The organism is Sporanaerobacter sp. PP17-6a, from assembly GCF_900095615.1.
Classification (GTDB): domain Bacteria; phylum Bacillota; class Clostridia; order Tissierellales; family Acidilutibacteraceae; genus Acidilutibacter; species Acidilutibacter cellobiosedens.
Map to the genome: position 1 here is coordinate 1 of NZ_FMIF01000021.1, position 25,424 is coordinate 25,424.

Below are 25,424 nucleotides of genomic sequence, written 5' to 3' on the forward strand. Positions count from 1 at the left end.
GGCAGAGCCGAGGACAGTAGTAGTAACAGGATTAGAGATGTTCAGGAAGATATTGGACGAAGCGCAGGCAGGAGATAATATAGGAGCATTATTAAGAGGAGTACAGAGAGCAGAAATAGAAAGAGGGCAAGTATTGGCGAAACCGAAGAGCATAACACCCCATACAAAATTTAACGCCCAAGTATATGTATTGACGAAAGAAGAGGGAGGAAGGCATACACCATTTTTCAACGGATATAGACCTCAGTTTTACTTCAGGACAACGGATGTAACTGGGAACATAGAGTTGGAAGAAGGAGTAGAGATGGTAATGCCTGGAGACCATGCGAACTTCAAGATAGAATTAATAACGCCGATAGCAATGGAAGAGGGATTAAGATTTGCAATCAGAGAAGGCGGAAAGACAGTTGGAGCTGGAGTAGTCAGCAAGATTATTGAATAAAATTTAATATAACTTTATTGCATTAAAGGAAGGGCAGTAACCCTTCTTTTAATGTCTATATAATTCCTATTTGAAATCTTATATCTCGTAAAATATTTTAAAAAAATCACAAAAGGTCTTGAGTTTTTTTGAAATATGCTATAAAATAATAAAGTGTGCAATTTTTAGCATTGCGATGAAGCAAAAGGTTGCTGTTTACAGGGAATTTTTGCTGAGAATGTCCGGTTAAGAATCGGGCGACTGGAGTTGCTGTTTCAACAAAAACACAACACGCACGGATGAGTGTATGGGCAATTCCATGTCGTATGTAGTGAAATCCAACATACGATAGAAGGAGGGAAGTTTATGTCAAGTAAAAGTGATGAAAGACAAAAAATTAGAATTAGGTTAAAAGCTTATGATCATGAGCTTTTGGACACGTCAGCTCAAAAGATTGTTGAAACCGCTAAAAGAACTGGAGCTCAGGTATCAGGACCAGTACCCCTTCCAACGGAGAGAGAAGTTATAACAATATTGAGAGCTGTCCATAAGTATAAAGATTCAAGGGAACAATTTGAGCAGAGAACCCATAAGAGATTAATTGATATCTTAAGTCCAAATCAAAAGACTGTGGATGCTTTAATGAAACTTAATTTGCCGGCTGGAGTGGATATTGAGATAAAACTATAATTTCTTGGAATGATTGTTTTTTATTAAACAATCCGCTGTAAGATAATAGGAGGTGCAGAAATGAAAAAGATATTGGGTAAGAAAATAGGTATGACTCAGATATTTCAGGACGATGGAACGGTAGTTCCGGTTACTGTTGTAGAAGCAGGACCATTGACTGTTGTTCAAAAGAAAACGGTTGAAAAAGAAGGGTATAATGCAATTCAAGTAGGATTTTCTTCCTTAAAAGAGAGAAAAGCAAATAAACCAAGAAAAGGGCATTTTGCTAAATCTCATGTGGAAGTTAAGAAATTTTTAAGAGAGTTTAGAGTTGATAATATTGATGAATATGAAATTGGTCAGGAAATAAAGGCCGATATATTTGTTTCGGGAGAAAGAGTAGACGTAGCAGGCACTTCCAAAGGTAAGGGAACCCAAGGTCCTATAAAAAGATACGGGCATGGAAGAGGTCCTGAAACTCATGGTTCTAAATACCACAGAGCAGTAGGTGGAATGTCTGCAGGTACTTATCCCGGCAGAGTTTTAAAAGGGAAAAAGATGTCTGGACATATGGGAAATGAGAGAGTGACAGTGCAAAATCTTGAAGTTGTGAAAGTGGATGCGGACAAGAATTTAATTCTTATCAAAGGTGCGGTACCGGGACCTAAAAGCGGACTACTATTGATAAAAAGTAGTGTTAAAGCTTAAGGAAAGGAGGATATGGTATGCCAAAAGTAAATGTTTATAATATATCAGGAGAACAAGTTGGAGAAATTGATTTGTCTGAAAATGTGTTTGGAGCAGAAATTAATCAACACGTGCTATATGAAGTAGTTAAAAACCAACTTGCGAATAGAAGACAAGGAACTCATTCAGCTAAAACAAGAGCTGAAGTAAGAGGCGGAGGAAGAAAACCTTGGAGACAGAAAGGCACTGGAAGAGCACGTCAGGGAAGCATAAGATCTCCTCAATGGAGAAAAGGCGGGATAGTATTTCCACCAAAACCAAGGGATTATAGCTATAGAGTTCCCAAAAAGGTTAGAAGGGCAGCAATAAAAAGTGCTTTATCTTCGAAAGTTTTAAATAATGAAATAATAGTATTGAATGAGTTGCTATTGGACCAACCAAAGACAAAAGAAATGGCTAAAATTCTTAACAATTTGAAAGTAGACAAAAAGGCTTTGATTGTAATGAGTGAAAAGGATGAAGACATAGTGAGATCAGCAAGAAATATTCCTGCTGTTGAGACAACTTCTGTAAATACATTAAATGTATATGATGTTCTTAAATATGATTTATTCATCATAACAGAGGATGCAGTAAGAAAAGTGGAGGAGGTGTATGCATAATGCGTATCCCACACGATATTATTATTAGACCTATTATTACTGAACAGAGTATGGATAATATGGCGGATGGAAAATATACTTTTGTAGTAGATAAAAAAGCTAATAAATCTGAAATTAAAAAGGCTGTGGAATCGATATTTGGAGTGAAGGTAAAAAAGGTAAATACAATGAATATGCTTGGAAAAGAAAAAAGAATGGGTTCTAATGTAGGTAGAAGGCCGAGCTGGAAGAAAGCCATAGTTAAATTAACTGAAGACAGTAAGAAGATTGAATTCTTCGAAGGAATGGAATAGAAATTTTTAAAAGAAGGAGGGAATAGTAATGGGTATAAAAGGATATAAACCAACTTCTCCAGCAATAAGACAGATGACCGTTTCATCTTTTGAGGAAATTTCTGAAAAAGATCCGGAGAAATCGTTATTGGTAAGCTTAAAAAAGAATAGTGGAAGAAATGCTCAAGGAAGAATTACTATTCGTCATAGAGGCGGCGGTGCAAGAAGAAAATATAGAATGATAGATTTTAAAAGAAATAAAGACGGAATTCCAGGCAAAGTAGCTGCTATTGAATACGACCCAAACAGAACTGCAAATATTGCACTTATAAACTATGTAGATGGCGAAAAAAGGTATATCCTTGCTCCATTTGGTTTAAAAGTTGGAGATGCAATAGAATCAGGTATTGATTCAGATATAAAAGTTGGGAATACTCTTCCGTTAAAAAATATACCGGTAGGTACAAATATACACAATATAGAGCTTAAAGCAGGAAAGGGCGGGCAAATTGTTCGTTCGGCAGGAGCCGTAGCTCAACTTATGGGTAAAGAAGGAAATTATGCACAATTGAGATTACCTTCCGGAGAATTTAGAATGGTAAGAGTAGAATGTAGAGCTACGATTGGTCAAGTAGGAAACTTAGATCATGAAAATATAAAAATAGGGAAAGCAGGAAGAAAGAGACATATGGGAATCAGACCTACAGTAAGAGGTAGTGCTATGAATCCTTGTGATCACCCCCATGGTGGTGGAGAAGGAAAAGCTCCGATTGGAATGCCTTCGCCTGTGACTCCTTGGGGAAAACCTGCTCTTGGACTTAAAACAAGGGATAAAAAGAAAAAATCTGATAAATATATTATAAGAAGAAGGACTAAATAGGACTTATTTGTAGGAAGGAGGATAAATATGAGTAGATCTCTAAAGAAAGGACCATTTTGTGATGATCATCTTCTAAAAAAAGTTGAGGAATTGAATAAGAAGAATGACAAAAAGGTTATAAAAACTTGGTCACGTCGTTCAACTATCTTTCCGCAAATGGTTAGTCATACTATTGCTGTTCATGATGGAAGAAAACATGTACCTATTTATATAACCGAAGATATGGTTGGACATAAACTTGGTGAATTTGTTCCTACCAGAACTTTCAGAGGACATGGAAATAAAACGGAAAAGTCAACTGCGTTGAAATAATGAGTGAAGGAGGGATTCCCAATGGAAGCTAAGGCTATAGCTAAATATGTGCGAATATCGCCTTTAAAGGTTAATTTTATATGTAAAGAAATTAGGGGGAAGCAAGTAGATGAAGCTCTTGCTATTCTCAGATATACTCCTAAAAGAGGCGCTAAAGTATTAAAAAAGGTTTTAACATCTGCTGTTGCTAATGCTGAAAATAATTTTAATTTAGATAGAGAAAATCTTTATGTAGCAGAGGCTTATGCAAATGATGGGCCTACTTTAAAAAGATGGAGACCGAGAGCTAAGGGAATGGCATATCCTATTTTAAAGAGGAGCAGTCACATAGGTGTAACGGTAAAAGAAAAAGAATAGAAAAGGAGGGATGATTAATGGGTCAAAAAGTTAACCCACATGGTCTAAGAATTGGGATCATAAAAGAATGGGATTCAAAATGGTTTGCTGATAAAAAAAATTTTAGCGATCTGTTAATTGAGGACTTCAATATTCGTGAATATGTAAAAGAGAAACTTTATATATCAGGAATATCTAGAGTTGAAATAGAAAGAGCGGCTAACAGAGTTAAAGTAACCGTATTTACATCAAAGCCAGGTATGGTAATAGGCAAAGGCGGTCAGGGAGTAGAGGAGTTAAGAAAAGATATAGAAAAGATGACTGAAAAGAACGTAATAATAAATGTCGAAGAAATAAAAATTCCTGAATTGGATGCACAGCTCGTTGCTGAAAATATTGCAGCTCAATTGGAAAAAAGGGTTTCTTTTAGAAGAGCAATGAAGCAAGCTATTACAAGAACAATGAGATCAGGAGCATTAGGAATAAAGACTGCTATAGCTGGAAGACTTGGTGGTGCGGATATGGCAAGGACAGAAGGATACAGTGAAGGAACAATACCTCTTCAAACTTTAAGAGCGGATATTGATTATGGCTTTGCTGAGGCCAATACTACTTATGGAAAGCTGGGCGTTAAAGTATGGCTATATAAAGGAGAGGTTCTTCCTACTAAAAAAGTAGAAGGAGAAGTACAAACTGAAAATGTTGGGAAATAGCTATATAATAGCTGTAGGAAGGAGGAAAGTATAATGTTAATGCCAAAAAGAGTTAAATTTCGTAGAGTCCATAGAGGAAGAATGAAAGGTAAAGCAACTCGCGGTAATACAATAACATATGGAGATTATGGTCTACAAGCCCTTGAACCGGCATGGATTACTTCAAATCAAATAGAATCAGCGAGACGTGCAATGACGAGATATATAAAAAGAGGCGGAAATGTGTGGATAAAAATATTTCCTGATAAACCAGTTACGGAAAAGCCGGCTGAAACTCGTATGGGTTCAGGTAAAGGATCACCAGAATATTGGGTAGCGGTTGTAAAACCGGGTAGGATATTATTTGAAATGGGCGGAATTGATGAAGATACAGCAAAAGAGGCTATGAGGTTAGCATCAAATAAGTTGCCTATAAAATGTAAATTTGTCACTCGTGAAGACGTGCAGGAAAAGGGTGGTGAAGCTAATGAAAGCTAATGAAATTAGACAACTGACTAGTCAGGAGTTAAACAATAAATTGTTGGAGTTAAAAAGTGAATTATTTAATTTAAGATTTCAATTAGCTACAGGACAGTTGGATAATCCTATGAGGATTAAAGCTGTTAGGAAGGATATAGCGAGAGTTAAAACATTGATGAGGGAAAGAGAACTCGGAATAGGAAAGGAGGTCTAGGCTTCATATGGAAAGAAAAAACAGAAAAGTAAAAATAGGAAAAGTAGTAAGTGATAAGATGGAGAAAACAGTAGTAGTTTCAGTGGAAACACTTGTTAAACATCCTTTATACAAAAAGCAAATAAAGAGAACCAGCAAATTTAAAGCACATGATGAAAATAATGAATGCGGAATCGGAGATACTGTGAGAATAATGGAAACTAGACCATTAAGCAAAGAAAAAAGATGGAGAGTTGTTGATATAGTAGAAAAAGCAAAATAGTCCTGATTGTTGGAAAGGAGGTATTCTCATGATACAAAATGAAAGCCGTCTTAAAGTTGCGGATAACTCAGGCGCGAAAGAGCTATTAGTGATAAGAGTTATGGGAGGTTCAAAAAGAAAGTTTGGTTATGTAGGAGATGTGGTAGTGTGTGCGGTTAAAAGTGCAACACCTGGAGGTGTTGTTAAAAAAGGAGACGTAGTTAAAGCCGTTATAGTAAGAACTAAGCAAGGAGTCAGAAGAAACGACGGAAGCTATATTAAATTTGATGAAAATGCAGCAGTTATAATAAAAGATGATAAACAACCGGTAGGCACTCGTATTTTTGGACCTGTAACCAGAGAATTAAGGAAAGGAAACTATATGAAGATTATATCTTTAGCACCAGAAGTATTATAGGAGGAGGTGTGAGACAGTATGCATGTTAAGAGTGGAGATACAGTTGTAATCGTATCAGGAAAAGATAAAGGGAAAAAAGGAAAAATATTAAAGGTTATGCCTAAAGAGAATAGAATTATAGTTGAAGGCATAAACGTATTGACTAAACATAAAAAGGCTCAGGGACCTAATCAAGAAGGTGGAATTGTTCATCAGGAAGGCCCTATAAATGCTTCGAAGGCGATGTATTTTTGTGATAAGGATAAAAAAGGTGTAAGATTAGGGCATAAATTTCTTGAAGACGGTAAAAAGGTAAGATATTGTAAAAAATGTGGGGAAGTAATTGATAAATAGTTGATTATCGAAGGGAGGTAATAAGGATGACTTCCAGACTTAAAGAAAAGTATATAAATGATGTTGTTCCTGGATTGATGGAAAAATTTCAATATAAAAATATAATGGAAGTACCAAAATTAGAAAAGATCGTATTAAACATGGGAATTGGAGAAGCCAGGGAAAACCCTAAGTCTTTGGAAAATGCAGTAGAGGAAATGACAATGATCTCTGGACAAAGGCCAATTGTTACGAAAGCAAAAAAATCAATTGCAAATTTTAAAGTTCGTGAAGGAATGTCGGTAGGAGCAAAAGTTACTCTTAGAGGAGAAAAAATGTATGATTTTTTAGATAAATTAATGAACGTAGCACTTCCGAGGGTAAGGGATTTTAGAGGAACAAATCCAGCATCTTTTGATGGAAGAGGAAATTATGCGCTAGGAATAAAGGAACAATTGATTTTCCCTGAAATAGAGTATGATAAGGTCGATGCCATAAGAGGATTAGATGTAATAATTGTTACTACAGCAAAAACTGATGAAGAAGCCAAGGAGTTTTTAGATCTAATGGGAATGCCTTTCAGAAAATAAAGAAGGAGGGAGAAAATTTGGCAAAAAAATCAATGATTAATAAGCAGCAAAAAAATCAAAAATTCAGTACAAGAAAGTATAATAGATGTAAGATTTGTGGAAGACCACATGGCTACTTAAGAAAATACGGTATATGTCGTATATGCTTTAGAGAATTAGCATATAAGGGTCAAATCCCGGGAGTTAAAAAAGCTAGCTGGTAGTAGGAAAGTTATGAAAGGAGGTAGCTAAATATGATGACTGATCCAATTGCAGATATGCTGACCAGAATTAGAAATGGTAATAATGCAAAGCATGAAACTGTGGATGTGCCTGCATCGAATATAAAGAAAGAAATAGCTAAAATTTTACTTAATGAAGGTTTTATCAAAGGATTTGATGTAATCGATGACGGAAAACAAGGGATAATAAGAATCCAATTTAAATATGAAAAGGACAATCAAAAAGTTATTAGCGGGATAAAGAGAATTTCGAAGCCAGGTCTTAGGGTGTATGTAGATAATACTGAAATACCGAAAGTTTTGGGTGGATTAGGAATAGCAATACTTTCTACATCAAAGGGAATTATGACTGACAAGAATGCCAGAAAGAGCGGTATTGGTGGGGAAGTAATCTGTTATGTATGGTAGACTTTTGGTGATATTAAAGAAACAGGAGGTGCACTCATGTCAAGAATAGGGCGAAAACCAATAACGATTCCAGACGGAGTTGAAGTTAAGATAGATGATAAAAATTATGCGCAAGTAAAAGGACCTAAGGGTAGTTTAAATTTTCAATTAAGTACTGAAATGGATATTAAAATAGAAGATTCGGTTATTATAGTTAACAGACCTTCGGATTCAAAAAAACACAAATCTTTGCATGGCCTTACCAGGACATTAATAGCAAATATGATTGAAGGAGTTTTAAATGGATATTCAAAAACCTTAGAAATCGAAGGGACAGGATACCGTGCACAAAAACAAGGTAAGAAACTTTCCCTTAACTTGGGATTTTCTCATCCTGTAGAAATTGAGGATCCTGAAGGAATTGAGACGGAAGTACCACAACCGAATAGGATTATAGTTAAAGGGATTGATAAACAAAGAGTTGGAAATTATGCTGCTAATATTAGATTTCTAAGAGCACCTGAACCATACAAAGGAAAAGGAATAAGGTACTCCGGGGAAGTTGTCAGAAGAAAAGTTGGCAAGACTGGTAAGTAGGAGGGAGTGATTAAAGTGTTTAAGAAAATAAAAAGGAATGAACAAAGACAAAAAAGACATATGAGAATCAGACAAAAAGTAGCTGGAACTCCTGAAAAACCAAGATTGAATATATATAGAAGTTTAAATAATATATATGCTCAAATAATAGATGATACAAAGGGAATAACAATTGTATCCGCTTCAACCCTTGATAAGGAAGTAAAGGATAAATTAAATTCAACAGGCAATAAAGAAGCTGCAAAGTTTGTCGGAAAATTAATAGGTAAAAAGGCAGTGGAAAAAGGAATAGATCAAGTAGTTTTCGATAGAGGCGGATATGTATATCATGGAAGAGTAAAGGAACTTGCTGATGGAGCAAGAGAATCAGGGCTTAAATTTTAAGAAAAGGAGGGGAATAAATGGAGCGTTCATTTATAGATCCTAAAGAATTAGATCTAAAGGAAAGAGTAGTAAGCATCAATCGTGTAACCAAAGTAGTTAAAGGTGGTAGAAACTTTAGATTTAGTGCATTAGTTGTGGTTGGAGATGAAAATGGTCATGTAGGCGTTGGAATGGCAAAAGCTTTGGAAGTACCGGAAGCTATTAGAAAGGCTATTCAGGATGCTCATAAACATATAATTGAAGTTCCCATAGTAGGGACTACTATTCCTCATGAGATTGTAGGGGAGTTTGGAGCAGGAAGAGTTCTTTTAAAACCATCCCAGGAAGGAGCCGGAGTTATAGCAGGCGGAGCAGTTCGTGCCGTGTGTGAACTGGCAGGCATAAAAGATATTAGGACTAAATCTTTAGGATCAAGTAATCCGAGAAATGTAGTAAATGCAACATTTAATGCATTAATGAATCTTAAAAAGGTAGAAAAAGTAGCTAAGCTTAGAGGAAAGACTGTAGAAGAAATACTAGGTTAGGGGGGAATGAAGATATGGCTAAGATAAAAATTAAATTGGTTAAAAGCAAAATCGGCACACCGGAATTACACAGGAAGACGATTCAAGCTCTTGGCCTCAAAAAAATCGGTCAAGTAGTTGAAAAGGAAGATACCCCTCAAATCAGAGGTATGATACATCAAGTTGATTATATGGTTAAGATTATAGATTAATTCGGAAGAAAAGAGGAGGTGTACCTATGAAACTTCATGATTTAAGACCCAATGAAGGGGGAGGAAGTCAGAAACCTAAAAGAGTTGGTAGAGGTACCGGTTCGGGACATGGAAAAACTTCAACCAGAGGTCATAAAGGACAAAATTCACGTTCAGGTGGAGGAACAAGGCCAGGGTTTGAAGGCGGACAGATGCCTTTGTACAGGAGACTTCCAAAGAGAGGCTTTACGAATATATTTGCAAAGGAATATGCAGAAATAAATATTGAGATATTAAACAGATTTGAAGATGGAGCAGTTGTAACGCCTGAAGTTTTGATTTCGGAAGGAATTGTAAAGAATGGAAAGGCTAAAGATGGAGTAAAAATATTAGGTAATGGAGATTTAAATAAGAAACTTACTGTTAAAGCACATAAATTTAGTAAAACCGCTGCTGAGAAAATTGAGGCCGCAGGGGGAAAGGTAGAGGTGATATAGATGCTTAAAACTTTAAGGAATGCTTGGAGAATTCCAGACATTAGGAAGAAAATAATATTTACTTTATGGATGCTTTTAGTTTTTAGATTAGGTTCCTTTATTCCAGTTCCTTTTATAAATAAAGATGTAATAAAGCAAATATTTCAGATGTCGCAAGGTGGAGTGCTACAATTTTTAGATCTAATGGCTGGAGGAACTTTTAGTAATTTCAGTATATTTGCTCTAAACATTTATCCTTATGTAACAGCATCTATAATTATTCAATTATTGACTATAGCAATACCGCGATTAGAGGAGGTTGCTAAAGAGGGGGAAGAAGGAAGAAAGAAGATGGCCAAGTGGACCAAATATACTACCATAGTATTGTCTTTGATACAGTCTATAGCTATGGCTATTGGATTTTTCAATAAAGCGTTAATTTCGACGAGCTTCTTGTCTATAACTGTGGTAGTTACTACTCTGACGGCCGGAACATCTCTTTTGATGTGGATAGGAGATTTAATTACTTCAAATGGTATAGGAAATGGAATATCTCTAATAATATTTATAGGTATTATTTCCAGATTACCCGCTCAAATATTAGGAACTTATGAAGCATACAAAGCAGGAACTCTTAATGTCATTGGTTTGATATTATTTTTAGTATTTGCTTTAGCGATAATTGCAATAGTAGTTGCATTGCAAGAAGGAGAAAGAAAAATACCGGTACAATATGCAAAGAGAGTTGTAGGGAGAAAGATGTATGGCGGACAAAGTACGCACATACCAATTAAAGTTTCAATGGCAGGAGTTATACCGGTAATATTCTCCACATCATTACTTGCTTTTCCTCAAACATTATCGTTATTTTTCAAAGGGAAAGCAGCGGCATGGATAACTAAGTATCTAACCGTAAGTGGAACTGCTGGAACATGGATATATACGATATTGAATGCTTTACTGATTATATTTTTCACTTATTTCTATACTGCGATTCAATTTAATACTGTAGAGTATTCAAAGAATTTACAACAATATGGTGGATTTATACCGGGAATAAGGCCAGGAAGACCAACGGTAGAATATCTAAATAAGGTTATTTCAAGAATAACATTTGTGGGAGCTATATCTTTAGCATTAATAGCATCTCTTCCAATTGTACTTTCTTCTATATTTAAGTTAAACATTAATTTTGGAGGAACAGCATTAATTATCGTTGTGGGAGTTGCCCTCGAAACAGTTAAGCAAATAGAATCTCAAATGTTGATGAGACACTATAAAGGTTTCTTAAAATAATTTAGGGGATGATTTTATTGAGATTAATATTATTGGGACCTCCCGGGGCCGGAAAGGGTACTCAAGCAGATTATATTTGCTATAAATATAATATTCCCCATATATCAACGGGAGATATACTTAGAGCAAATATTAAAGAAAAAACTCAGTTGGGAGAAAAGGCAAAGTCATATATGGATAAAGGATTACTCGTACCAGATGAATTGATGGTTTCGATTATAAAAGACAGACTTATTAAAGAGGATTGTAAGGAAGGATTTCTCTTGGACGGATTTCCTCGAACAGTAAGTCAAGCCGATTCTTTAGAAATAGAGCTTAAAAATTTAAAACAAAAGCTAGACAAAGTGATAAATATAGATGTAGATAAAGGGGAATTGATAAGAAGAGCTGTGGGGAGAAGAATTTGTAAAAATTGCGGAACTGCCTATCATATTGAATTTAACCCTCCTAAGGTAAAAGGCAAATGTGATAAATGCAATGGAGAGCTTTTTCAAAGAAATGATGATACAGAAGAAGTGGTAGAAAAAAGAATAGAAGTTTATTTGAAACAAACAAAACCCCTTATTAAATACTATTTTGATAAAGGACTTCTTTTAAACATTGATGGCAATAAGAGTATAGATGAGGTTTCCCAAGATATTATGAATTCTTTGAAATAGAGATATAGAAATAATTATGTTTCTTTTTGGTCGGCAGCCCTTAATTGTCGGCTATAAGCACGGAGAGGTGAATTTAATGGAGGGAACTGGCGACATAGCCATTGGTCAAGTGGTTAAGTCTGGAGCTGGTCGAGACAAAGGTAATATATTTCTAATATTGGGCATAATTGATTATAAGTACGTTTATATTGTTGATGGAGAAATGAGGAAGATAAGTAATCCCAAGAAGAAAAAAATTAATCATCTAATAATATATAATACTGTATTTATAGAATTTCAGGATAAGATAAAAAACGGCGAAAAGATTAATAATGCTTATGTTAGAAAATTGCTAGAACCTTTCAAGAAAATGTTGTAAATTTATTTCGACAGGAGGTTCGATAAGTGCATGTCAAAGAAAGATGTTGTTGAAGTAGAAGGTATTGTAGTAGATGCTTTACCAAATGCTATTTTTAGGGTAAAATTAGAAAATGGGCATGAAATACTTGCTCATATTTCAGGAAAGTTGAGGATGAATTATATTAAGATACTTCCGGGAGATAAAGTAACTATCGAATTATCACCATATGATTTGACAAGAGGTAGGATTACATGGCGTAATAAGTAGTTTAGGAGGGATTTAGATGAAAGTTAGACCATCTGTTAAGAAGATGTGCGAAAAGTGTAAGATAATTAAAAGAAAAGGGAAAGTAATGGTGATTTGTGAAAACCCGAAACATAAGCAAAGACAAGGTTAATTTAATTTTGTAGTAACAAGTAATTTTTAGGAGGTGCAAACATCAATGGCGAGAATTGCCGGTATTGACTTACCAAGAGATAAGAGAGTAGAAATTGGTTTGACTTATATATATGGAATCGGAAGGCCAAGGTCAAATGAAATATTGAAAAAAGCTGCAATTAATCCCGATACCAGAGTTAAAGATCTGACTGAATCTGAAATTGCTTCCTTAAGAAGTATAATAGACTCTTATCATGTTGAAGGTGATTTAAGAAGAGAAGTAGCTTTAAATATTAAAAGATTGAAAGAGATTAATTGTTATAGAGGAATCCGTCATAAAAAAGGTTTACCAACAAGAGGCCAGAGAACTAAGACTAATGCCAGAACAAGAAAAGGTCCAAGTAAAGTTTCAGGAAAGAAAGGTAAGAAGTAGGTAAAGGAGGGATTTAATTTGGCAGGAAAAAAAGGTGTTAAAACTCGTGTTAAGAGAAGAGAACGTAAAAATATAGAAAGAGGTCAAGCCCATATTCAGTCAACCTTTAATAATACGATAGTTACTTTAAGCGATACTCAAGGAAATGTATTATCATGGGCCAGTGCAGGACAATTAGGCTTCAGGGGCTCAAGAAAGTCGACTCCTTTCGCAGCACAACAGGCTGCCGAAGAAGCAGCGAAAAAAGCAATGGAACATGGACTGAAGTCTGTAGAAGTTTATGTTAAAGGACCTGGTGCCGGCAGAGAAGCTGCAATAAGATCATTGCAAGCTGCTGGGTTAGAGGTCAGTCTAATAAAAGATGTTACGCCTATACCACATAATGGCTGTAGACCACCAAAACGCAGAAGAGTATAATATAGGAGGTGTTTAATGAATGGCAAGATATACTGGTGCTGTTTGTAGATTATGCCGTAGAGAAGGACAGAAGCTCTATTTAAAGGGAGATAAATGTTATACGGATAAATGTCAAATAGCAAAGGGAAGATATGCTCCCGGTCAACATGGTCAATCGAGAAAGAAATTGACTGAATATGGAGTTCAATTAAGAGAAAAACAAAAAGTTCGTAGATATTATGGAATTCAGGAATCCCAAATGCGAAGATATTTTTCTATGGCGGATAAGATGAAAGGGATAACAGGAGAAAATTTGTTAAAGATATTGGAATTAAGACTTGACAATGTAGTATTCAGAATGGGATTTGCATCATCAAGGGCAGAAGCCAGACAATTGGTAATGCATGGCCATTTCACAGTGAATGGAAGAAAAGTCGATATTCCATCTTATATAGTAAAAGTGGGAGATCAAATAGAAGTAAAACAAAAAAGCAAGAGTATTACCAAATTTAAAGATCTTGTAGAAAATCACAGAGGAACAACAGTCAGATGGATTGAAATAGACTTAGAAAATTTAAAGGGTAGAGTAGTCTCCGAGCCGACAAGAGAAGACATAGATTTGCCTATAGAAGAGCATTTAATAGTTGAGTTATATTCTAAGTAATATTTTAAGAATCAGTTACCCTCGTAGTAATAAAATATTTAATTTAAAGGAGGGTTAGAATGTTGGAAATTGAAAAACCTAAAATTGAAATAGTTGAAATGAGTGAAGACAATACCTATGGAAAATTTGTTGTGGAACCTTTGGAAAGAGGATACGGTACGACATTGGGGAATTCTTTGAGGAGGGTATTGCTTTCCTCGTTACCTGGTGCTGCCATATCTTCTATAAAAATTCAAGGAGTTTTACACGAGTTTACTACTATTCCGGGAGTGTTGGAAGATGTCCCTGAAATTATACTTAATATAAAGGGCATTGCGGCGAAGATGTATTCCGATGAACCGGTTATGTTGAAAATTGAAGTTGAAGGGCCTAAGGAAGTTACCGCAGGAGATATAATTACAGGTCCTGATGTTGAAATAGTAAATAAGGATCTCCATATTGCTACGGTAAATCAAGACGGAAAATTATATGTGGAATTGGAAATGATTAAAGGAAGAGGATATACAGTAGCGGAAAAAAATAAAAAGGAAGGGCAGCCTATAGGTGTTATTCCCATAGATTCAATTTTTACTCCGATTAGTAAAGTGAATTATAAAGTTGAAAATACGAGAGTAGGTCAAATTACGGATTATGATAAGTTGACATTAGAAGTATGGACTAATGGTACCATGAAGCCGGATGAAGCAACTTCTTTGGGAGCTAAAATACTTACTGAACATTTAAATCTATTTATTGGCCTTACCGAGCATGTAAATGACGTGGAAATAATGGTAGAAAAAGAAGAAGATAAAAAAGAAAAAGTTTTGGAAATGACGGTTGAAGAATTGGATTTATCTGTTAGAAGTTATAATTGCCTAAAGAGAGCAGGAATAAATACCGTGGAAGAATTAACTCAGAAAAGTGAAGAAGATATGATGAAGGTTAGAAACTTAGGCAAGAAATCCCTTGAAGAAGTGCAAAGGAAATTATCCGAATTGGGTTTAGCCCTCAGAAAGAATGATGATTAACAAGGCAAGAAGGAGGGATAATAGATGGCTGAACTAAGAAAACTTGGTCGTCCTACTGCCCATAGAAAGGCAATGCTTAGAAATCAAGTTTCAAGCTTGTTTGAACATGGTAAAATAGAGACCACAGTTACTAGAGCAAAAGAAACAAAAAGAATGGCAGATAAAATGATTACCCTTGGGAAAAGAGGAGATTTGCATGCAAGACGTCAAGCTTTAGCATATATATATAATGAAAATATAGTTAAAAAACTTTTTGACGAAATTGCACCTAATTACTCCGACAGAAAGGGAGGGTATACAAGGATAGTAAGAATTGGGCCACGAAATGGAGACGGAGCAGAGATGGCTATAATAGAATTGCTATAAAAGTGGGGGATTAAGTTTTCAAAACTTAGTCCCTTTTGTGGTTTTATGATTGATTTAGAGATTTCCTTGTGTTATTATTAAATAATGGAATTGTATATAAATGAGGGATAAAAATGTCTAATATAATGATAGAAATGAAAGATGTTACTTACGAATATACATCAGATGACGAGGAAAAATTTCAAGCGCTAAAGGGAGTTGATTTGGATATATATAAAGGAGAATTTTTAGCCATACTTGGACATAACGGTTCAGGAAAATCTACTCTTGCAAAGATGATGAATGCTCTTTTACTACCGACAACAGGACGGGTGTTTGTAAATGGCATGGATACCAGAGATGAAAGTAAGGTCTGGGATATCAGACAAACAGCGGGAATGGTCTTTCAAAATCCTGATAACCAATTAGTAGCAACAATAGTAGAAGAGGATGTTGCCTTCGGACCTGAAAATCAAGGAGTTCCCCCAAAGGAAATACGAAAAAGAGTAGACGAATCTTTAGAGACGGTAGAAATGAGTAAATATAAAAAGCATGCTCCTCATCTTCTGTCAGGAGGACAGAAACAGAGAGTTGCAATTGCAGGTATCCTTGCAATGAATCCGGAATGTATAATTTTAGATGAACCTACAGCAATGCTTGATCCAATTGGGAGAAAAGAAGTCATCAGTACTGTTAAGAAACTTAATAAAACAGAAAATAAAACTATAGTATTGATAACCCATTATATGGATGAAGCAGTAGAAGCGGATAGAATAATAGTAATGGAAGATGGAAATATTGTAATGGATGGAACCCCAAGGCAAATATTCAGTGAAGTTGAGAAAGTTAAAAAGATCGGATTAGATGTACCTCAGGTAACGGAATTGGCATATGAATTAAGACAGGAAGGAATAAATGTTCCTAAGGATATTTTGACTGTAGAAGAATTGGTGGAAGCGTTATGATAATAAAAACGGAAAATTTAAGTTATATATATAATCAAGGGAATCCTTTTGAAATTAAAGCATTGGATAATATAAATTTAGAATTTGAAGAGGGGGATTTTATCGGACTTATTGGGCATACAGGTTCCGGAAAATCAACCCTTGTTCAGCATTTTAACGGATTGATTAAGCCTACTTCGGGGAAAATATTTATAGATGGAGAAGATATTACCTCTAAAGAGGCGGATTTAAAAAAAATAAGACAAAAAGTAGGCCTTGTATTTCAGTATCCGGAGCATCAAATTTTTGAAGAAACCGTATATAAGGATATTGCTTTCGGACCTGCTAATTTAGGATTAGAGGAAAGTGAAATCGACAGAAGGATAAGGGAGTCTATGGAACTGGTAGGCCTTGATTTTAATCAGTTGAAAGACAGGTCGCCCTTTGAGCTGAGTGGGGGACAGAAAAGAAGAGTAGCAATTGCGGGGATTTTATCCATGAAGCCTAAAGTACTTGTACTGGATGAGCCTACAGCAGGTTTGGACCCAGGAGGAAGAGATGAAATATTGGGAGAAATACAGGAACTTTACAGAAAGGAAAAAATTACTATTATATTAGTATCTCACAGTATGGAAGATATTGCAAAATTAGCAAATAAAGTAGTTGTTATGCATAAAGGCAAGGTAGTAATGGAAGGAAGTACAAGAGAAATATTTACTAAAGTAGAAGAATTGGAGAGATTAGGGCTTGGAGTTCCTCAAATTACTTATTTCATGAGAGAATATAAAAGAAGAGGTCACAAAGTGAGAGATGATATACTTACTGTAGAAGAGGCTAAAGATGAAATATTAAAATATTTAAGGAGTAATGGCAATGCTTAAAGATATAACCATAGGGCAATATTTTCCGGGAGAAACCATAATTCATAAATTAGATCCGAGAGTTAAGATAATTTTGACTTTTGTATTTATAATTTCATTATTTTTTATTAATAAATTTTATCCATATATTTTCATTTTTATTTTTGTATTGGTAACTACTAAATTATCCAAAGTGCCCTTTAAATATATATTTAAGGGAATAAAGCCTCTTATGTTTATCATAATAATAACTTTTCTTATAAATATGTTTATGACTAAAGGTGAAATACTTTGGGAGATAGGACCTCTGGACGTTACCAAAGAAGGATTAACTCAAGCTGTATTTATGGCATTAAGGCTTATATTTCTGATCATGGGAACTACATTATTGACATTAACAACATCTCCTATATCATTGACAGACGGAATCGAAAAGCTTCTTTCTCCGTTAAAAAAGATAGGGGTTCCTGCTCATGAATTAGCCATGATGATGACAATAGCATTAAGATTTATTCCCACTTTGTTAGAAGAGACGGATAAGATTATGAAGGCTCAGATGGCAAGAGGAGCCGATTTTGAAAGCGGTAATATCCTTAAAAGAGCTAAAAGCTTGGTGCCATTGCTTGTGCCGCTGTTTGTAAATGCTTTTAGAAGAGCAGACGAACTTGCCATGGCTATGGAGGCAAGATGCTACAGAGGAGGAGAACATAGAACCAGGCTTAATGAAATTAAACTCAAAAGAAGAGATTTTGTTGCATTAATCATAATGACAATTTTTTTTGGCGGCATTATAAGCACTAAATATTTTTAAGAGGGCTTCAAATGAAAAACATAAAGATTATTATAGAATATGACGGAACAAATTATTCGGGTTGGCAAAGACAACTTAATCAAGATACTATACAGGGAGAAATAGAAAAAGCAATTTTTAAATTAACGGGAGAAAATGTCAATTTGATTGGTTCGGGAAGAACAGATGCCGGAGTTCATGCATTAGGGCAAACAGCGAATTTTATAACTGATGTCAATATTCCTCCGGATAAAATTAAATTTGGATTAAATGCATTTCTTCCTCACGATATACGGATTTTGGATTCTGAAGAAGTTTCCCTTGATTTTCACTCCAGATATAATGTGAAAAGAAAAATATATAAATATTTAATATATAACAGGGCTGTAAAAAACCCCTTCTGGGGGAGGTATTCCTATTACTTTCCTCAAAGATTGAATTATGAACTGATGAAAAGAGAAATAAAGTATTTTTTAGGAGCTCATGATTTTACTTCTTTTTCGTCTCCCAAGAGTAATTCTAAAGATAAAAATAGGATTATATACAATGCTTTACTTTTAAAGGATGGAGATTTGGTTATGGCTGTTTTTGACGGAAATGGATTTTTATATAATATGGTTAGAATAATGATAGGAACTCTTGTAGACATTGGGAGAGGGAAAATTGCCGAAGGACAAATTCCGTTTATAATGGAATCTCTTGATAGACAAAGAGCAGGTCACACTGCACCGCCTCAAGGGTTATTTTTAGAGAAAGTTTTTTATGAATAGATTGAAATAAAGAATATTTCTTGACATTGACATAATCATGTATTAATATATAAATGGTTATTTATAAAAAGCCCCGGAAACTTTTTATATTATTAGAGTAGAAATGTTTGGAACAAGGAGGGAAAGAAATGAAAAGCTATATGGCTAAACCTACTGAAATAGATAGAAAATGGTATGTGATAGATGCTGAAGGAAAAGTATTAGGAAGACTTGCAACAGAAGTTGCGTCTATATTGAGAGGTAAGAAAAAACCTATATACACTCCCTATGTAGATACTGGTGACTTTGTTATAATTATAAATGCGGATAAAGTGGTTTTAACAGGAAAGAAACTGGAACAGAAATATTACAGATATCATAGCGGCCATCCCGGAGGGTTAAAAGAAATTCCCTATGAAAAATTGATGGCAGCAAAACCTGAAAAAGTTATTGAACTTGCTGTAAAGGGAATGTTGCCTAAAAATGCTTTAGGAAGACAAATGTATAGAAAACTGAAGGTATACAGAGGACCTGTTCATAAGCATGAAGCACAAAAGCCTGAAGTTTATGAATTTTAGTTATAGAGAAAGGAGGAATGAAATTGGCTAATATACAATTTTATGGAACTGGAAGAAGAAAAACCTCTATTGCAAGAGTAAGACTTGTTTCGGGCTCTGGCAATATAACAATAAATAAAAAAGATATGGACGACTATTTTGATTACGATACATTAAAAGCAATTATCCGAGAGCCTTTGAATATTACAAACACAGCGGATAAATATGATGTATTTGTTAATGTTCAAGGGGGAGGATTTACGGGTCAGGCAGGAGCTGTCAGACACGGAATATCAAGGGCACTTCTTGAAGCTGATGAAGAATTAAGACCTGTACTTAAAAAGGCTGGATTCCTTACAAGGGATTCAAGGATGAAAGAAAGAAAAAAATATGGTCTCAAGAAAGCAAGAAAGGCACCACAATTTTCAAAGAGATAGAAGATTTAGACACAAGGGGACGGTTCTCTTGTGTCTTTTTTTCTTTTCCTTTTGCACTTAAAAACCGCGGATTAACCGTGGTTCTATTTATGATTTCAATTTTTCAGCCCATTTAATATAGTTATCTACTACCCTATCCAAATATTTGATGGTTCTTTCATCAATAAAATTTCCCTCTTTATCAAAATGATCTTGTACATTTGCTATTAAAATCTGATTTCCCGGTAAATCAATAGCTGATATCCCGCCAGAATTTAAAACCTGTCGAAGATGAGCCTGACACCTGGCTGTACCAACATTGCCATTTGAAGCTCCAACTATAAAAGTAGGTTTATCCTTCATGACTCTATCAACTCTCGAACACCAGTCCAATGCATTTTTTAATGCTCCCGGAATGGAATGATTATATTCGGGTGTGACGAATAATATTCCTTCACTTGATTTAATTTGATTTTTAAATTCCTTTACTACCGTCGGAGGATCATCCTCTATATCTTCACTGAATAAAGGAAGATTTCCTATATTCAAAATCTCTATATCCATTTTTTCTTTATACCTGTTTTTCATAAACTCAGCTATTTTTCTATTATATGAATCCTTCCTTAAACTTCCTACTATTGCAACTATATTCATCAAATTACCCCCTCAACTATATATCTAAAATATTATTACCCATTTAATATAAAAAATATCACAACATATATGATATGCGCGGATTGTGCAAGACCACTGAAAAAAATACTCCCCAATTTTTTTAAAGATAGAAATTTTGCTTTTCTATAGAATCAGTTTAAGCCGTACCTGTAGGTATAATTTTTCATTTTAAAATCATTTGTGAATGTTGATTTTGCCCAAATTGTTGACATAAGCTCAAAAAAGTTGTTATAATATACTTAATATAAAAGATAAAAATTTATATAATAAGAACATGTCTGGAAAAGAATAAAAAAATAAGGAGAGGTGTAAAGATGGGCTTTAAGGTTAGCTGCTATATGCAAGATTATCTTGCTGTAGTTCAGAACATAACATTTGATTTTGGATGCCATAGGGGAAGTGTGTCCAAAATTAGATATTATGTAAACTAACTTCAAGTAGCATCTTTATACTTTTCGGTTGAAATATATTATTATAGCCTCATTAAACCTAAGTAGAAAGAATCTACTTAGGTTTTTTTGTACGCACTAAAGGGTGGGTGGGTTGATTTTTGATATTTTTTGAAAACTTTAAATGCGTTACTATGGAGGTTGTTAAAATGAACTATAAAAAAAGCTTACGAAGAAATATAAAATTGAACTATATATTTATTTTTTTAAACAGATTGGATTTAACCCAAGGAGTGTGGATGCTATACTTGGCTAATAAAGGTTTGTCTCTTGCTAAACTTGGACTTTTAGAGGGTATATTTCACATAACTTCTTTTTTCATGGAAGTACCCACAGGAGCTGTGGCCGATATTTATGGAAGAAAGGTCAGCAGAACCTTGGGAAGAGCGTTTTTTATTATAAGTAATATTGTATTAGTCTTATCAACTAACTTTTATTTATTTGCCCTTTCCTTTTCGATACTTGCTGTATCGTATAACTTAGAGTCTGGGGCAGGGGAAGCCTTGCTTTATGATTCCCTTAAGGAATTAGGAGAAGAGAAAACCTATATGAAGATAAATGGATTTAATGAAATGATATTGGAGATAAGCTGTATATTTGCCCTTACCTTAGGGGGATACTTAGCTCATAAGAACTATGTGTGGCCTTTTGCATTAAGTGCGGCATTTGCAGGTATAGCTCTTTTAGAATCTTTGCTATTTCAAGAACCCAGTATAGGTAGAAATAAGAATTTGGCCAATATTCATCCTTTTAAAGTTTTTAAAGACCAAACATTGGATAGCTTTAAAATAGTAAAAAATACTAAGAAAATATCGCTATTGATTGTTTTTGCAGAAGTTATGTCGGTGTTTGGAACGAGTTTATTTTATTATTTGCAAAACTATTGGAAGGACAGCGGATTAAATGAATTTAGAATAGGAGTTATATTTGCCGTTTCTTCGCTGATAAATGCCTTTGTAGCTCCAAATGTTCATAAAATAGAAAAGCTTTTTAAAGAACATCTTTTATTAATATTTTTACCCATAGTTACATGCATTTGTATATGGGGGATAAGCTTTACAAGATATTCTTATATATTTTTTATAGCTGTAGAGATATTTGAAACCATAATGTACATTGTAACGAGTGACTATTTAAATAAACTTATTCCCAGCGAAAATAGATCAACCATCCTATCTTTTCAGAGTATGGTGTTTAGCTTTTTCATGATATTCATATTTCCTCTCATAGGAAAAATAGGAGATATATTTACTCTAAGTACTTCATTTAAATTTTTAGGAATTGCTTCTTCAATTTTTGCTGTGCTGAATATTTTTATAACTTCATCTATGGAGAAAAATTTATATAATAGATAACCAGATGGAAACAGAAAAATGACACAAGAGAACCGTCCCCTTGTGTTCACTTGCGTTGCAGTGTGTGGGGAGAGTAGCAATAAAATTATCTGATTGCAATTTAATAACTTGAGTTTTTGATTTACCGGTATTATAATAGTATTGCATTTATAAATGCAAATCATTTGCAAATATGATATTGTTATAATGAAATATGTTGAGGAGCAAAATCATTTTTTATTTTAATATTATAGTTTTTGTCATGTTCTGTTATACTGTTAGAAAGTCAATTTTTGTATGTAATAAAAAAAGAGTGTAAAAGGGAAAATTTAAAGGAGATGTATGATTATGAAAATAAAACGCGTTCCGATCACGCTTCTCACGGGATACCTTGGGGCGGGTAAAACCACTGTGGTTAACTATGTACTACGTAACCAAAGCGGCATGAAAGTGGCAATAATTACAAATGATATGGGTGAAATTAATGTTGATGCGGACCTAATTGAAAAAGAAAACAGTATATCACGTAACGACAAAAGCCTTGTTGCCTTGTCAAACGGTTGTATCTGCTGTACGCTTCGTACGGATTTGATAAAGCAAATTGCAGAACTTGTAAAGCCTAACTGCTTTGATTATATTCTTATAGAAGCAAGCGGCATTTGTGAACCTCTTCCCATTGCCCAGGCCCTTACTTTACTTGACGGAAGTCTGGGGAATGGACAACTTCCAAAAATCTGCAGGCTGGACACTATTGCGACTATTGTGGATGCATACCGTTTGGTATCCGAATTTATGGGGGGTACAACATTGCTTCATACTGATGAGTTGGATGATGAGGATATTGCGCGGCTTCTTGTGGAACAAATCGAGTTTTGCAACCTAATTATTTTGAACAAAGTTGATTTGGTCAGCAAGGAACAGCTTCATGATATTAAAACAATCCTACAAACTTTACAGCCGTCTGCAGAAATCATCGAGACCAGTTATGGAAAAGTAGCCCCTGAAAAAATTCTAAATGCCCACCGGTTTAATTTCGAAAAAGCTTGCGTTTCTCCGGGTTGGATTCAGGAAATAGCAAAAGCCAAGGATGGTGAAAGAGAAGGGGAAGAAGAGGAATATGGAATTAATTCCTTTGTGTATTCCAGAAAACAACCTTTCAGTCAGAAAAAGCTTAATCAATGGATAAAAAAGTGGCCGGAAAATGTTGTACGATGTAAAGGTCTCATATGGCTACATGACCATAACGATACAAGTTTTCTGTTTGAGCAGGCAGGGAAATCAATTGATATAACACCCTTCGGACGCTGGCTTGCAGTCGGCACAAAGCAGGAACAGAAGGCTGCTTTTGCCAAGAATCCCAGTATTAAAAAAGATTGGGACCCTCATTACGGAGACCGTAAAACAATGCTTGTTTTTATCGGTCTACATTTGGACAAAGAAAAGATTACAGCATCATTGGATAATTGCTTAATCTAAAAAAGATTTCAACATTAAGGAACTCCCACAAGTTTCCTCGGAACAAAAAAGTGTATATTTTAGAAACACCGAAATTTCGGTGTTTTATTTTTTTTGTAATATTGACAGAACTTTTTGTATATATTTGAAATTGTATGAAAGGGGGAGATACGTATGAAGGTAATAGTTATTAACAAAAAAATTGTATATTTGTTTTTAATTGCCATAGTCGGAATTATAATATTTTTAATTGCTTACAGGAGAATTACAATGGAAACTTTTTATCTTCCCATAACTAATAAGATTATAGGGATAGATTCAGGTCATGGAGGAATAGATCCGGGGGCAGTGGGAAAGGAAGGAACAACAGAAAAAGATATAAATTTAAAAATTGCATTAAAGCTTAAAAGATATATTGAGCAAAGTGGGGGTATTCCTATACTTACAAGAGAGAATGAAAAAGGATTATATACACAAAAATCAAAGACATTAAAAGAAAAGAAAAGTGAAGATTTGAAAAGAAGGAAAGAGATAATAGAAGAAAATAAATGCGATGTATTTGTAACTATACATTTAAACAGTTTTACAAAATCCAAATATTCGGGAGCTCATGTATTCTATAAGAAAGATTGTTTGGAAAGCAAACGTATGGCCGATTTAGTCCAAGAAGAATTAAGAAATGTTCTTGACAAAGATAACAGGAGAGTTCCACAGGGAAGAGATGATGTATATTTATTGAGAGAAGTGAATGTACCCACTATATTGGTGGAATGTGGATTTTTATCGAATACAAAAGAGGAAAAGCTGCTAAATGACGATAAATATCAGGAGAAAATTGCTTGGGCTATATATGTGGGATTAATGAGATACTTTAACGAATGAGAATGATAAATAATTTTTTTTGTGGATAAATTGCTGTGGATAATAATAGTTTATGTTGATAAAAAATATTATGTAAATTTATTTTAGGAAAATAATTGTAATTATAATTATTATTATGGTTTACATAAGTTATCCACTTCAACCTGTGGATAATGTGGATAAAGTGGATTAATCTTTTTATTATCAATAAAAAAAATTAATAAATATTTAACAATATATTTATAATAAGGAATTGATAAAAAAGTAACATAGTAGTATACTGTTATATATAGAAGCTAATAAGGGGGATTGTGACATGACTACTATAAATGTTTGCATAGGAAGCGCCTGTCATCTGAAAGGTTCTTATAATATAATAAACAGATTTCAAGATTTAATAAAGAAGAACAATATGGATGATGAGGTTGTTGTGAAAGCTGCATTTTGCCTTGGAGAATGTACAAAAGCTGTTTCAGTTAAAGTAGATGATGGTGAAGTATATTCAGTAAATGATACTAACGTGGAAGAGTTTTTTAATAAATATGTAATAGGGAGAGTATAAAATGGAACTCCTAAACTTCAACAAAGCAAATTGTAAACATTGTTATAAGTGTTTAAGAGTGTGCCCGGTTAAAGCTATTAAATTCAAGAATGACCAGGCAAGTATAGTTGAAGAAAGATGCATTGCATGTGGCCATTGTTTTATAGCCTGTCCTCAAAATGCCAGAAAAGTAAAAAGCGATTTAAATGATATAAAAGAAGCTATTAAAGAGAAGCGAAGAATCGTCGCAACAGTTGCTCCATCGTTTGTAGGTTCTTTTTCTACTGATTTTGCAGAAAAGATTGTTACAGTATTAAAAAAATTAGGTAT

44 protein-coding genes are annotated in these 25,424 nt (G+C 34.4%); 43 read left to right on the plus strand and 1 reads right to left on the minus strand.

Going from position 1 to position 25,424, the window contains the following annotated elements; genetic code table 11:
• The 38 genes from PP176A_RS09295 to rpsI all read left to right on the plus strand — a co-directional run.
• The coding region (locus tag PP176A_RS09295) for an EF-Tu C-terminal domain-related protein (RefSeq protein ID WP_373419513.1) at positions 1-442 on the plus strand (442 nt) is incomplete at its 5' end.
• Positions 443-787: 345 nt separating this feature from the next.
• Complete coding sequence (gene rpsJ, locus PP176A_RS09300) at positions 788-1,111, plus strand: 30S ribosomal protein S10 (protein ID WP_071140203.1); 324 nt, start codon at positions 788-790, stop codon at positions 1,109-1,111.
• A 60-nt stretch (positions 1,112-1,171) separates the two neighbouring features.
• Positions 1,172-1,798, plus strand: a complete 627-nt coding sequence (gene rplC, locus PP176A_RS09305) for a 50S ribosomal protein L3 (protein ID WP_071140204.1) — start codon at positions 1,172-1,174, stop codon at positions 1,796-1,798.
• A gap of 17 nt (positions 1,799-1,815) precedes the next feature.
• Positions 1,816-2,439, plus strand: a complete 624-nt coding sequence (rplD, locus tag PP176A_RS09310; protein ID WP_071140205.1) for a 50S ribosomal protein L4 — start codon at positions 1,816-1,818, stop codon at positions 2,437-2,439.
• On the plus strand, positions 2,439-2,732 hold the full coding sequence (gene rplW, locus PP176A_RS09315; protein WP_071140206.1) for a 50S ribosomal protein L23: 294 nt from the start codon (positions 2,439-2,441) through the stop codon (positions 2,730-2,732). The genes rplD and rplW overlap by 1 nt, the downstream gene beginning before the upstream one ends.
• 28 nt (positions 2,733-2,760) lie before the next feature.
• Entirely contained in the window at positions 2,761-3,591 is an 831-nt protein-coding gene (gene rplB, locus PP176A_RS09320; RefSeq protein ID WP_071140207.1) for a 50S ribosomal protein L2, read from the plus strand.
• A gap of 27 nt (positions 3,592-3,618) precedes the next feature.
• Positions 3,619-3,903 (plus strand): 30S ribosomal protein S19, encoded by a 285-nt coding sequence (gene rpsS / locus PP176A_RS09325; protein ID WP_071140208.1) that lies wholly within the window; start codon positions 3,619-3,621, stop codon positions 3,901-3,903.
• A 21-nt stretch (positions 3,904-3,924) separates the two neighbouring features.
• On the plus strand, positions 3,925-4,260 hold the full coding sequence (rplV, locus tag PP176A_RS09330) for a 50S ribosomal protein L22 (protein WP_071140209.1): 336 nt from the start codon (positions 3,925-3,927) through the stop codon (positions 4,258-4,260).
• Between the two features lie 17 nt (positions 4,261-4,277).
• Complete coding sequence (gene rpsC / locus PP176A_RS09335; protein ID WP_071140210.1) at positions 4,278-4,952, plus strand: 30S ribosomal protein S3; 675 nt, start codon at positions 4,278-4,280, stop codon at positions 4,950-4,952.
• A 33-nt stretch (positions 4,953-4,985) separates the two neighbouring features.
• On the plus strand, positions 4,986-5,429 hold the full coding sequence (rplP, locus tag PP176A_RS09340) for a 50S ribosomal protein L16 (protein WP_071140211.1): 444 nt from the start codon (positions 4,986-4,988) through the stop codon (positions 5,427-5,429).
• Positions 5,419-5,625, plus strand: coding sequence for a 50S ribosomal protein L29 (rpmC, locus tag PP176A_RS09345; protein WP_071140212.1), 207 nt, complete (start codon positions 5,419-5,421; stop codon positions 5,623-5,625). Before rplP ends, rpmC begins: the two co-directional genes overlap by 11 nt.
• Positions 5,626-5,632: 7 nt before the next feature.
• Entirely contained in the window at positions 5,633-5,887 is a 255-nt protein-coding gene (gene rpsQ / locus PP176A_RS09350; RefSeq protein WP_071140213.1) for a 30S ribosomal protein S17, read from the plus strand.
• A gap of 28 nt (positions 5,888-5,915) precedes the next feature.
• Positions 5,916-6,284: a 50S ribosomal protein L14 gene (gene rplN / locus PP176A_RS09355; protein ID WP_071140214.1), complete on the plus strand. Its 369-nt coding sequence runs from the start codon at positions 5,916-5,918 to the stop codon at positions 6,282-6,284.
• Between the two features lie 18 nt (positions 6,285-6,302).
• Positions 6,303-6,617, plus strand: a complete 315-nt coding sequence (gene rplX, locus PP176A_RS09360) for a 50S ribosomal protein L24 (protein WP_071140215.1) — start codon at positions 6,303-6,305, stop codon at positions 6,615-6,617.
• Between the two features lie 26 nt (positions 6,618-6,643).
• On the plus strand, positions 6,644-7,186 hold the full coding sequence (rplE, locus tag PP176A_RS09365; RefSeq protein ID WP_071140216.1) for a 50S ribosomal protein L5: 543 nt from the start codon (positions 6,644-6,646) through the stop codon (positions 7,184-7,186).
• Between the two features lie 17 nt (positions 7,187-7,203).
• Entirely contained in the window at positions 7,204-7,389 is a 186-nt protein-coding gene (locus PP176A_RS09370) for a type Z 30S ribosomal protein S14 (RefSeq protein ID WP_071140217.1), read from the plus strand.
• 30 nt (positions 7,390-7,419) lie between these two features.
• A complete protein-coding gene (rpsH, locus tag PP176A_RS09375; RefSeq protein ID WP_071140218.1) occupies positions 7,420-7,815 on the plus strand; it encodes a 30S ribosomal protein S8 in 396 nt (131 codons plus the stop codon).
• 36 nt (positions 7,816-7,851) lie between these two features.
• Positions 7,852-8,391 carry a 50S ribosomal protein L6 gene (rplF, locus tag PP176A_RS09380; protein ID WP_071140219.1) on the plus strand — a complete coding sequence of 180 codons (540 nt, stop codon included), beginning with the start codon at positions 7,852-7,854 and terminating at the stop codon, positions 8,389-8,391.
• 15 nt (positions 8,392-8,406) lie between these two features.
• Entirely contained in the window at positions 8,407-8,775 is a 369-nt protein-coding gene (gene rplR, locus PP176A_RS09385; protein ID WP_083381888.1) for a 50S ribosomal protein L18, read from the plus strand.
• Positions 8,776-8,792: 17 nt separating this feature from the next.
• The gene (gene rpsE / locus PP176A_RS09390; protein ID WP_071140220.1) at positions 8,793-9,299 is read left to right on the plus strand and encodes a 30S ribosomal protein S5; all 507 of its coding nucleotides are present in this window, start codon (positions 8,793-8,795) and stop codon (positions 9,297-9,299) included.
• A 14-nt stretch (positions 9,300-9,313) separates the two neighbouring features.
• Positions 9,314-9,490, plus strand: coding sequence for a 50S ribosomal protein L30 (gene rpmD, locus PP176A_RS09395; protein WP_071140221.1), 177 nt, complete (start codon positions 9,314-9,316; stop codon positions 9,488-9,490).
• Between the two features lie 26 nt (positions 9,491-9,516).
• The gene (rplO, locus tag PP176A_RS09400) at positions 9,517-9,966 is read left to right on the plus strand and encodes a 50S ribosomal protein L15 (protein ID WP_071140222.1); all 450 of its coding nucleotides are present in this window, start codon (positions 9,517-9,519) and stop codon (positions 9,964-9,966) included.
• On the plus strand, positions 9,967-11,241 hold the full coding sequence (gene secY, locus PP176A_RS09405) for a preprotein translocase subunit SecY (protein ID WP_071140223.1): 1,275 nt from the start codon (positions 9,967-9,969) through the stop codon (positions 11,239-11,241).
• A gap of 17 nt (positions 11,242-11,258) precedes the next feature.
• Positions 11,259-11,900 carry an adenylate kinase gene (locus tag PP176A_RS09410; RefSeq protein ID WP_071140224.1) on the plus strand — a complete coding sequence of 214 codons (642 nt, stop codon included), beginning with the start codon at positions 11,259-11,261 and terminating at the stop codon, positions 11,898-11,900.
• A 76-nt stretch (positions 11,901-11,976) separates the two neighbouring features.
• Positions 11,977-12,258: a KOW domain-containing RNA-binding protein gene (locus tag PP176A_RS09415; protein WP_071140225.1), complete on the plus strand. Its 282-nt coding sequence runs from the start codon at positions 11,977-11,979 to the stop codon at positions 12,256-12,258.
• Between the two features lie 30 nt (positions 12,259-12,288).
• Positions 12,289-12,507, plus strand: a complete 219-nt coding sequence (gene infA / locus PP176A_RS09420; RefSeq protein WP_071140226.1) for a translation initiation factor IF-1 — start codon at positions 12,289-12,291, stop codon at positions 12,505-12,507.
• A 16-nt stretch (positions 12,508-12,523) separates the two neighbouring features.
• Positions 12,524-12,637, plus strand: coding sequence for a 50S ribosomal protein L36 (gene rpmJ / locus PP176A_RS09425; RefSeq protein WP_004824776.1), 114 nt, complete (start codon positions 12,524-12,526; stop codon positions 12,635-12,637).
• A 45-nt stretch (positions 12,638-12,682) separates the two neighbouring features.
• Entirely contained in the window at positions 12,683-13,051 is a 369-nt protein-coding gene (rpsM, locus tag PP176A_RS09430; RefSeq protein ID WP_071140227.1) for a 30S ribosomal protein S13, read from the plus strand.
• Between the two features lie 18 nt (positions 13,052-13,069).
• Positions 13,070-13,468, plus strand: a complete 399-nt coding sequence (rpsK, locus tag PP176A_RS09435) for a 30S ribosomal protein S11 (RefSeq protein WP_071140228.1) — start codon at positions 13,070-13,072, stop codon at positions 13,466-13,468.
• Between the two features lie 19 nt (positions 13,469-13,487).
• Entirely contained in the window at positions 13,488-14,111 is a 624-nt protein-coding gene (gene rpsD / locus PP176A_RS09440) for a 30S ribosomal protein S4 (protein ID WP_071140229.1), read from the plus strand.
• A 59-nt stretch (positions 14,112-14,170) separates the two neighbouring features.
• The gene (locus PP176A_RS09445; protein ID WP_071140230.1) at positions 14,171-15,118 is read left to right on the plus strand and encodes a DNA-directed RNA polymerase subunit alpha; all 948 of its coding nucleotides are present in this window, start codon (positions 14,171-14,173) and stop codon (positions 15,116-15,118) included.
• Positions 15,119-15,142: 24 nt separating this feature from the next.
• Complete coding sequence (gene rplQ, locus PP176A_RS09450; protein WP_071140231.1) at positions 15,143-15,484, plus strand: 50S ribosomal protein L17; 342 nt, start codon at positions 15,143-15,145, stop codon at positions 15,482-15,484.
• Between the two features lie 125 nt (positions 15,485-15,609).
• Complete coding sequence (locus tag PP176A_RS09455; RefSeq protein WP_200796114.1) at positions 15,610-16,428, plus strand: energy-coupling factor transporter ATPase; 819 nt, start codon at positions 15,610-15,612, stop codon at positions 16,426-16,428.
• Positions 16,425-17,288 (plus strand): energy-coupling factor transporter ATPase, encoded by an 864-nt coding sequence (locus PP176A_RS09460; protein WP_071140233.1) that lies wholly within the window; start codon positions 16,425-16,427, stop codon positions 17,286-17,288. The genes PP176A_RS09455 and PP176A_RS09460 overlap by 4 nt, the downstream gene beginning before the upstream one ends.
• Positions 17,281-18,078, plus strand: a complete 798-nt coding sequence (locus PP176A_RS09465; protein WP_071140234.1) for an energy-coupling factor transporter transmembrane component T family protein — start codon at positions 17,281-17,283, stop codon at positions 18,076-18,078. The genes PP176A_RS09460 and PP176A_RS09465 overlap by 8 nt, the downstream gene beginning before the upstream one ends.
• An 11-nt stretch (positions 18,079-18,089) precedes the next feature.
• Positions 18,090-18,827 (plus strand): tRNA pseudouridine(38-40) synthase TruA, encoded by a 738-nt coding sequence (gene truA, locus PP176A_RS09470; RefSeq protein WP_071140235.1) that lies wholly within the window; start codon positions 18,090-18,092, stop codon positions 18,825-18,827.
• Positions 18,828-18,955: 128 nt separating this feature from the next.
• Positions 18,956-19,384, plus strand: coding sequence for a 50S ribosomal protein L13 (rplM, locus tag PP176A_RS09475; RefSeq protein WP_071140236.1), 429 nt, complete (start codon positions 18,956-18,958; stop codon positions 19,382-19,384).
• 17 nt (positions 19,385-19,401) lie between these two features.
• Entirely contained in the window at positions 19,402-19,800 is a 399-nt protein-coding gene (rpsI, locus tag PP176A_RS09480) for a 30S ribosomal protein S9 (RefSeq protein ID WP_071140237.1), read from the plus strand.
• A gap of 87 nt (positions 19,801-19,887) precedes the next feature.
• Here the strand turns inward: rpsI and PP176A_RS09485 are convergent, their stop codons facing one another.
• Complete coding sequence (locus PP176A_RS09485) at positions 19,888-20,433, minus strand: NADPH-dependent FMN reductase (RefSeq protein ID WP_071140238.1); 546 nt, start codon at positions 20,431-20,433, stop codon at positions 19,888-19,890.
• A 619-nt stretch (positions 20,434-21,052) separates the two neighbouring features.
• Between PP176A_RS09485 and PP176A_RS09490 the strand changes: the two genes are divergently transcribed.
• The 5 genes from PP176A_RS09490 to PP176A_RS09510 all read left to right on the plus strand — a co-directional run.
• The gene (locus PP176A_RS09490) at positions 21,053-22,258 is read left to right on the plus strand and encodes an MFS transporter (protein ID WP_159429056.1); all 1,206 of its coding nucleotides are present in this window, start codon (positions 21,053-21,055) and stop codon (positions 22,256-22,258) included.
• A gap of 327 nt (positions 22,259-22,585) precedes the next feature.
• Positions 22,586-23,713, plus strand: a complete 1,128-nt coding sequence (locus PP176A_RS09495) for a CobW family GTP-binding protein (RefSeq protein ID WP_071140239.1) — start codon at positions 22,586-22,588, stop codon at positions 23,711-23,713.
• 153 nt (positions 23,714-23,866) lie between these two features.
• Complete coding sequence (cwlD, locus tag PP176A_RS09500) at positions 23,867-24,574, plus strand: N-acetylmuramoyl-L-alanine amidase CwlD (RefSeq protein ID WP_071140240.1); 708 nt, start codon at positions 23,867-23,869, stop codon at positions 24,572-24,574.
• 295 nt (positions 24,575-24,869) lie between these two features.
• Positions 24,870-25,115: a (2Fe-2S) ferredoxin domain-containing protein gene (locus PP176A_RS09505; protein WP_071140241.1), complete on the plus strand. Its 246-nt coding sequence runs from the start codon at positions 24,870-24,872 to the stop codon at positions 25,113-25,115.
• A 1-nt stretch (position 25,116) separates the two neighbouring features.
• On the plus strand, positions 25,117-25,424 hold a 308-nt coding region (locus tag PP176A_RS09510; protein ID WP_143037680.1), incomplete at its 3' end, for a 4Fe-4S binding protein.

Bases quoted from the DNA above. Each gene is read 5' to 3' on its own strand.
- rplQ (WP_071140231.1), top strand. From the start codon at position 15,143: ATGGCTGAACTAAGAAAACTTGGTCGTCCTACTGCCCATAGAAAGGCA.
- rpsD (WP_071140229.1), top strand. From the start codon at position 13,488: ATGGCAAGATATACTGGTGCTGTTTGTAGATTATGCCGTAGAGAAGGA.
- rplE (WP_071140216.1), top strand. From the start codon at position 6,644: ATGACTTCCAGACTTAAAGAAAAGTATATAAATGATGTTGTTCCTGGA.
- rplB (WP_071140207.1), top strand. From the start codon at position 2,761: ATGGGTATAAAAGGATATAAACCAACTTCTCCAGCAATAAGACAGATG.
- rplM (WP_071140236.1), top strand. From the start codon at position 18,956: ATGAAAAGCTATATGGCTAAACCTACTGAAATAGATAGAAAATGGTAT.
- rpsS (WP_071140208.1), top strand. From the start codon at position 3,619: ATGAGTAGATCTCTAAAGAAAGGACCATTTTGTGATGATCATCTTCTA.
- rplX (WP_071140215.1), top strand. From the start codon at position 6,303: ATGCATGTTAAGAGTGGAGATACAGTTGTAATCGTATCAGGAAAAGAT.
- rplV (WP_071140209.1), top strand. From the start codon at position 3,925: ATGGAAGCTAAGGCTATAGCTAAATATGTGCGAATATCGCCTTTAAAG.
- PP176A_RS09455 (WP_200796114.1), top strand. From the start codon at position 15,610: ATGATAGAAATGAAAGATGTTACTTACGAATATACATCAGATGACGAG.
- PP176A_RS09490 (WP_159429056.1), top strand. From the start codon at position 21,053: ATGAACTATAAAAAAAGCTTACGAAGAAATATAAAATTGAACTATATA.
- rpsQ (WP_071140213.1), top strand. From the start codon at position 5,633: ATGGAAAGAAAAAACAGAAAAGTAAAAATAGGAAAAGTAGTAAGTGAT.
- rpsI (WP_071140237.1), top strand. From the start codon at position 19,402: ATGAAATTGGCTAATATACAATTTTATGGAACTGGAAGAAGAAAAACC.
- rpmC (WP_071140212.1), top strand. From the start codon at position 5,419: ATGAAAGCTAATGAAATTAGACAACTGACTAGTCAGGAGTTAAACAAT.
- rplC (WP_071140204.1), top strand. From the start codon at position 1,172: ATGAAAAAGATATTGGGTAAGAAAATAGGTATGACTCAGATATTTCAG.
- rplF (WP_071140219.1), top strand. From the start codon at position 7,852: ATGTCAAGAATAGGGCGAAAACCAATAACGATTCCAGACGGAGTTGAA.
- rplD (WP_071140205.1), top strand. From the start codon at position 1,816: ATGCCAAAAGTAAATGTTTATAATATATCAGGAGAACAAGTTGGAGAA.
- truA (WP_071140235.1), top strand. From the start codon at position 18,090: ATGAAAAACATAAAGATTATTATAGAATATGACGGAACAAATTATTCG.
- PP176A_RS09460 (WP_071140233.1), top strand. From the start codon at position 16,425: ATGATAATAAAAACGGAAAATTTAAGTTATATATATAATCAAGGGAAT.
- rpsC (WP_071140210.1), top strand. From the start codon at position 4,278: ATGGGTCAAAAAGTTAACCCACATGGTCTAAGAATTGGGATCATAAAA.
- PP176A_RS09465 (WP_071140234.1), top strand. From the start codon at position 17,281: ATGCTTAAAGATATAACCATAGGGCAATATTTTCCGGGAGAAACCATA.
- PP176A_RS09415 (WP_071140225.1), top strand. From the start codon at position 11,977: ATGGAGGGAACTGGCGACATAGCCATTGGTCAAGTGGTTAAGTCTGGA.
- rpsE (WP_071140220.1), top strand. From the start codon at position 8,793: ATGGAGCGTTCATTTATAGATCCTAAAGAATTAGATCTAAAGGAAAGA.
- secY (WP_071140223.1), top strand. From the start codon at position 9,967: ATGCTTAAAACTTTAAGGAATGCTTGGAGAATTCCAGACATTAGGAAG.
- PP176A_RS09505 (WP_071140241.1), top strand. From the start codon at position 24,870: ATGACTACTATAAATGTTTGCATAGGAAGCGCCTGTCATCTGAAAGGT.
- rplP (WP_071140211.1), top strand. From the start codon at position 4,986: ATGTTAATGCCAAAAAGAGTTAAATTTCGTAGAGTCCATAGAGGAAGA.
- rplN (WP_071140214.1), top strand. From the start codon at position 5,916: ATGATACAAAATGAAAGCCGTCTTAAAGTTGCGGATAACTCAGGCGCG.
- rplW (WP_071140206.1), top strand. From the start codon at position 2,439: ATGCGTATCCCACACGATATTATTATTAGACCTATTATTACTGAACAG.
- PP176A_RS09485 (WP_071140238.1), bottom strand. From the start codon at position 20,433: ATGAATATAGTTGCAATAGTAGGAAGTTTAAGGAAGGATTCATATAAT.
- PP176A_RS09445 (WP_071140230.1), top strand. From the start codon at position 14,171: ATGTTGGAAATTGAAAAACCTAAAATTGAAATAGTTGAAATGAGTGAA.
- rpsJ (WP_071140203.1), top strand. From the start codon at position 788: ATGTCAAGTAAAAGTGATGAAAGACAAAAAATTAGAATTAGGTTAAAA.
- rpsH (WP_071140218.1), top strand. From the start codon at position 7,420: ATGATGACTGATCCAATTGCAGATATGCTGACCAGAATTAGAAATGGT.
- cwlD (WP_071140240.1), top strand. From the start codon at position 23,867: ATGAAGGTAATAGTTATTAACAAAAAAATTGTATATTTGTTTTTAATT.
- infA (WP_071140226.1), top strand. From the start codon at position 12,289: ATGTCAAAGAAAGATGTTGTTGAAGTAGAAGGTATTGTAGTAGATGCT.
- rpmJ (WP_004824776.1), top strand. From the start codon at position 12,524: ATGAAAGTTAGACCATCTGTTAAGAAGATGTGCGAAAAGTGTAAGATA.
- rplO (WP_071140222.1), top strand. From the start codon at position 9,517: ATGAAACTTCATGATTTAAGACCCAATGAAGGGGGAGGAAGTCAGAAA.
- rpmD (WP_071140221.1), top strand. From the start codon at position 9,314: ATGGCTAAGATAAAAATTAAATTGGTTAAAAGCAAAATCGGCACACCG.
- PP176A_RS09495 (WP_071140239.1), top strand. From the start codon at position 22,586: ATGAAAATAAAACGCGTTCCGATCACGCTTCTCACGGGATACCTTGGG.
- rpsM (WP_071140227.1), top strand. From the start codon at position 12,683: ATGGCGAGAATTGCCGGTATTGACTTACCAAGAGATAAGAGAGTAGAA.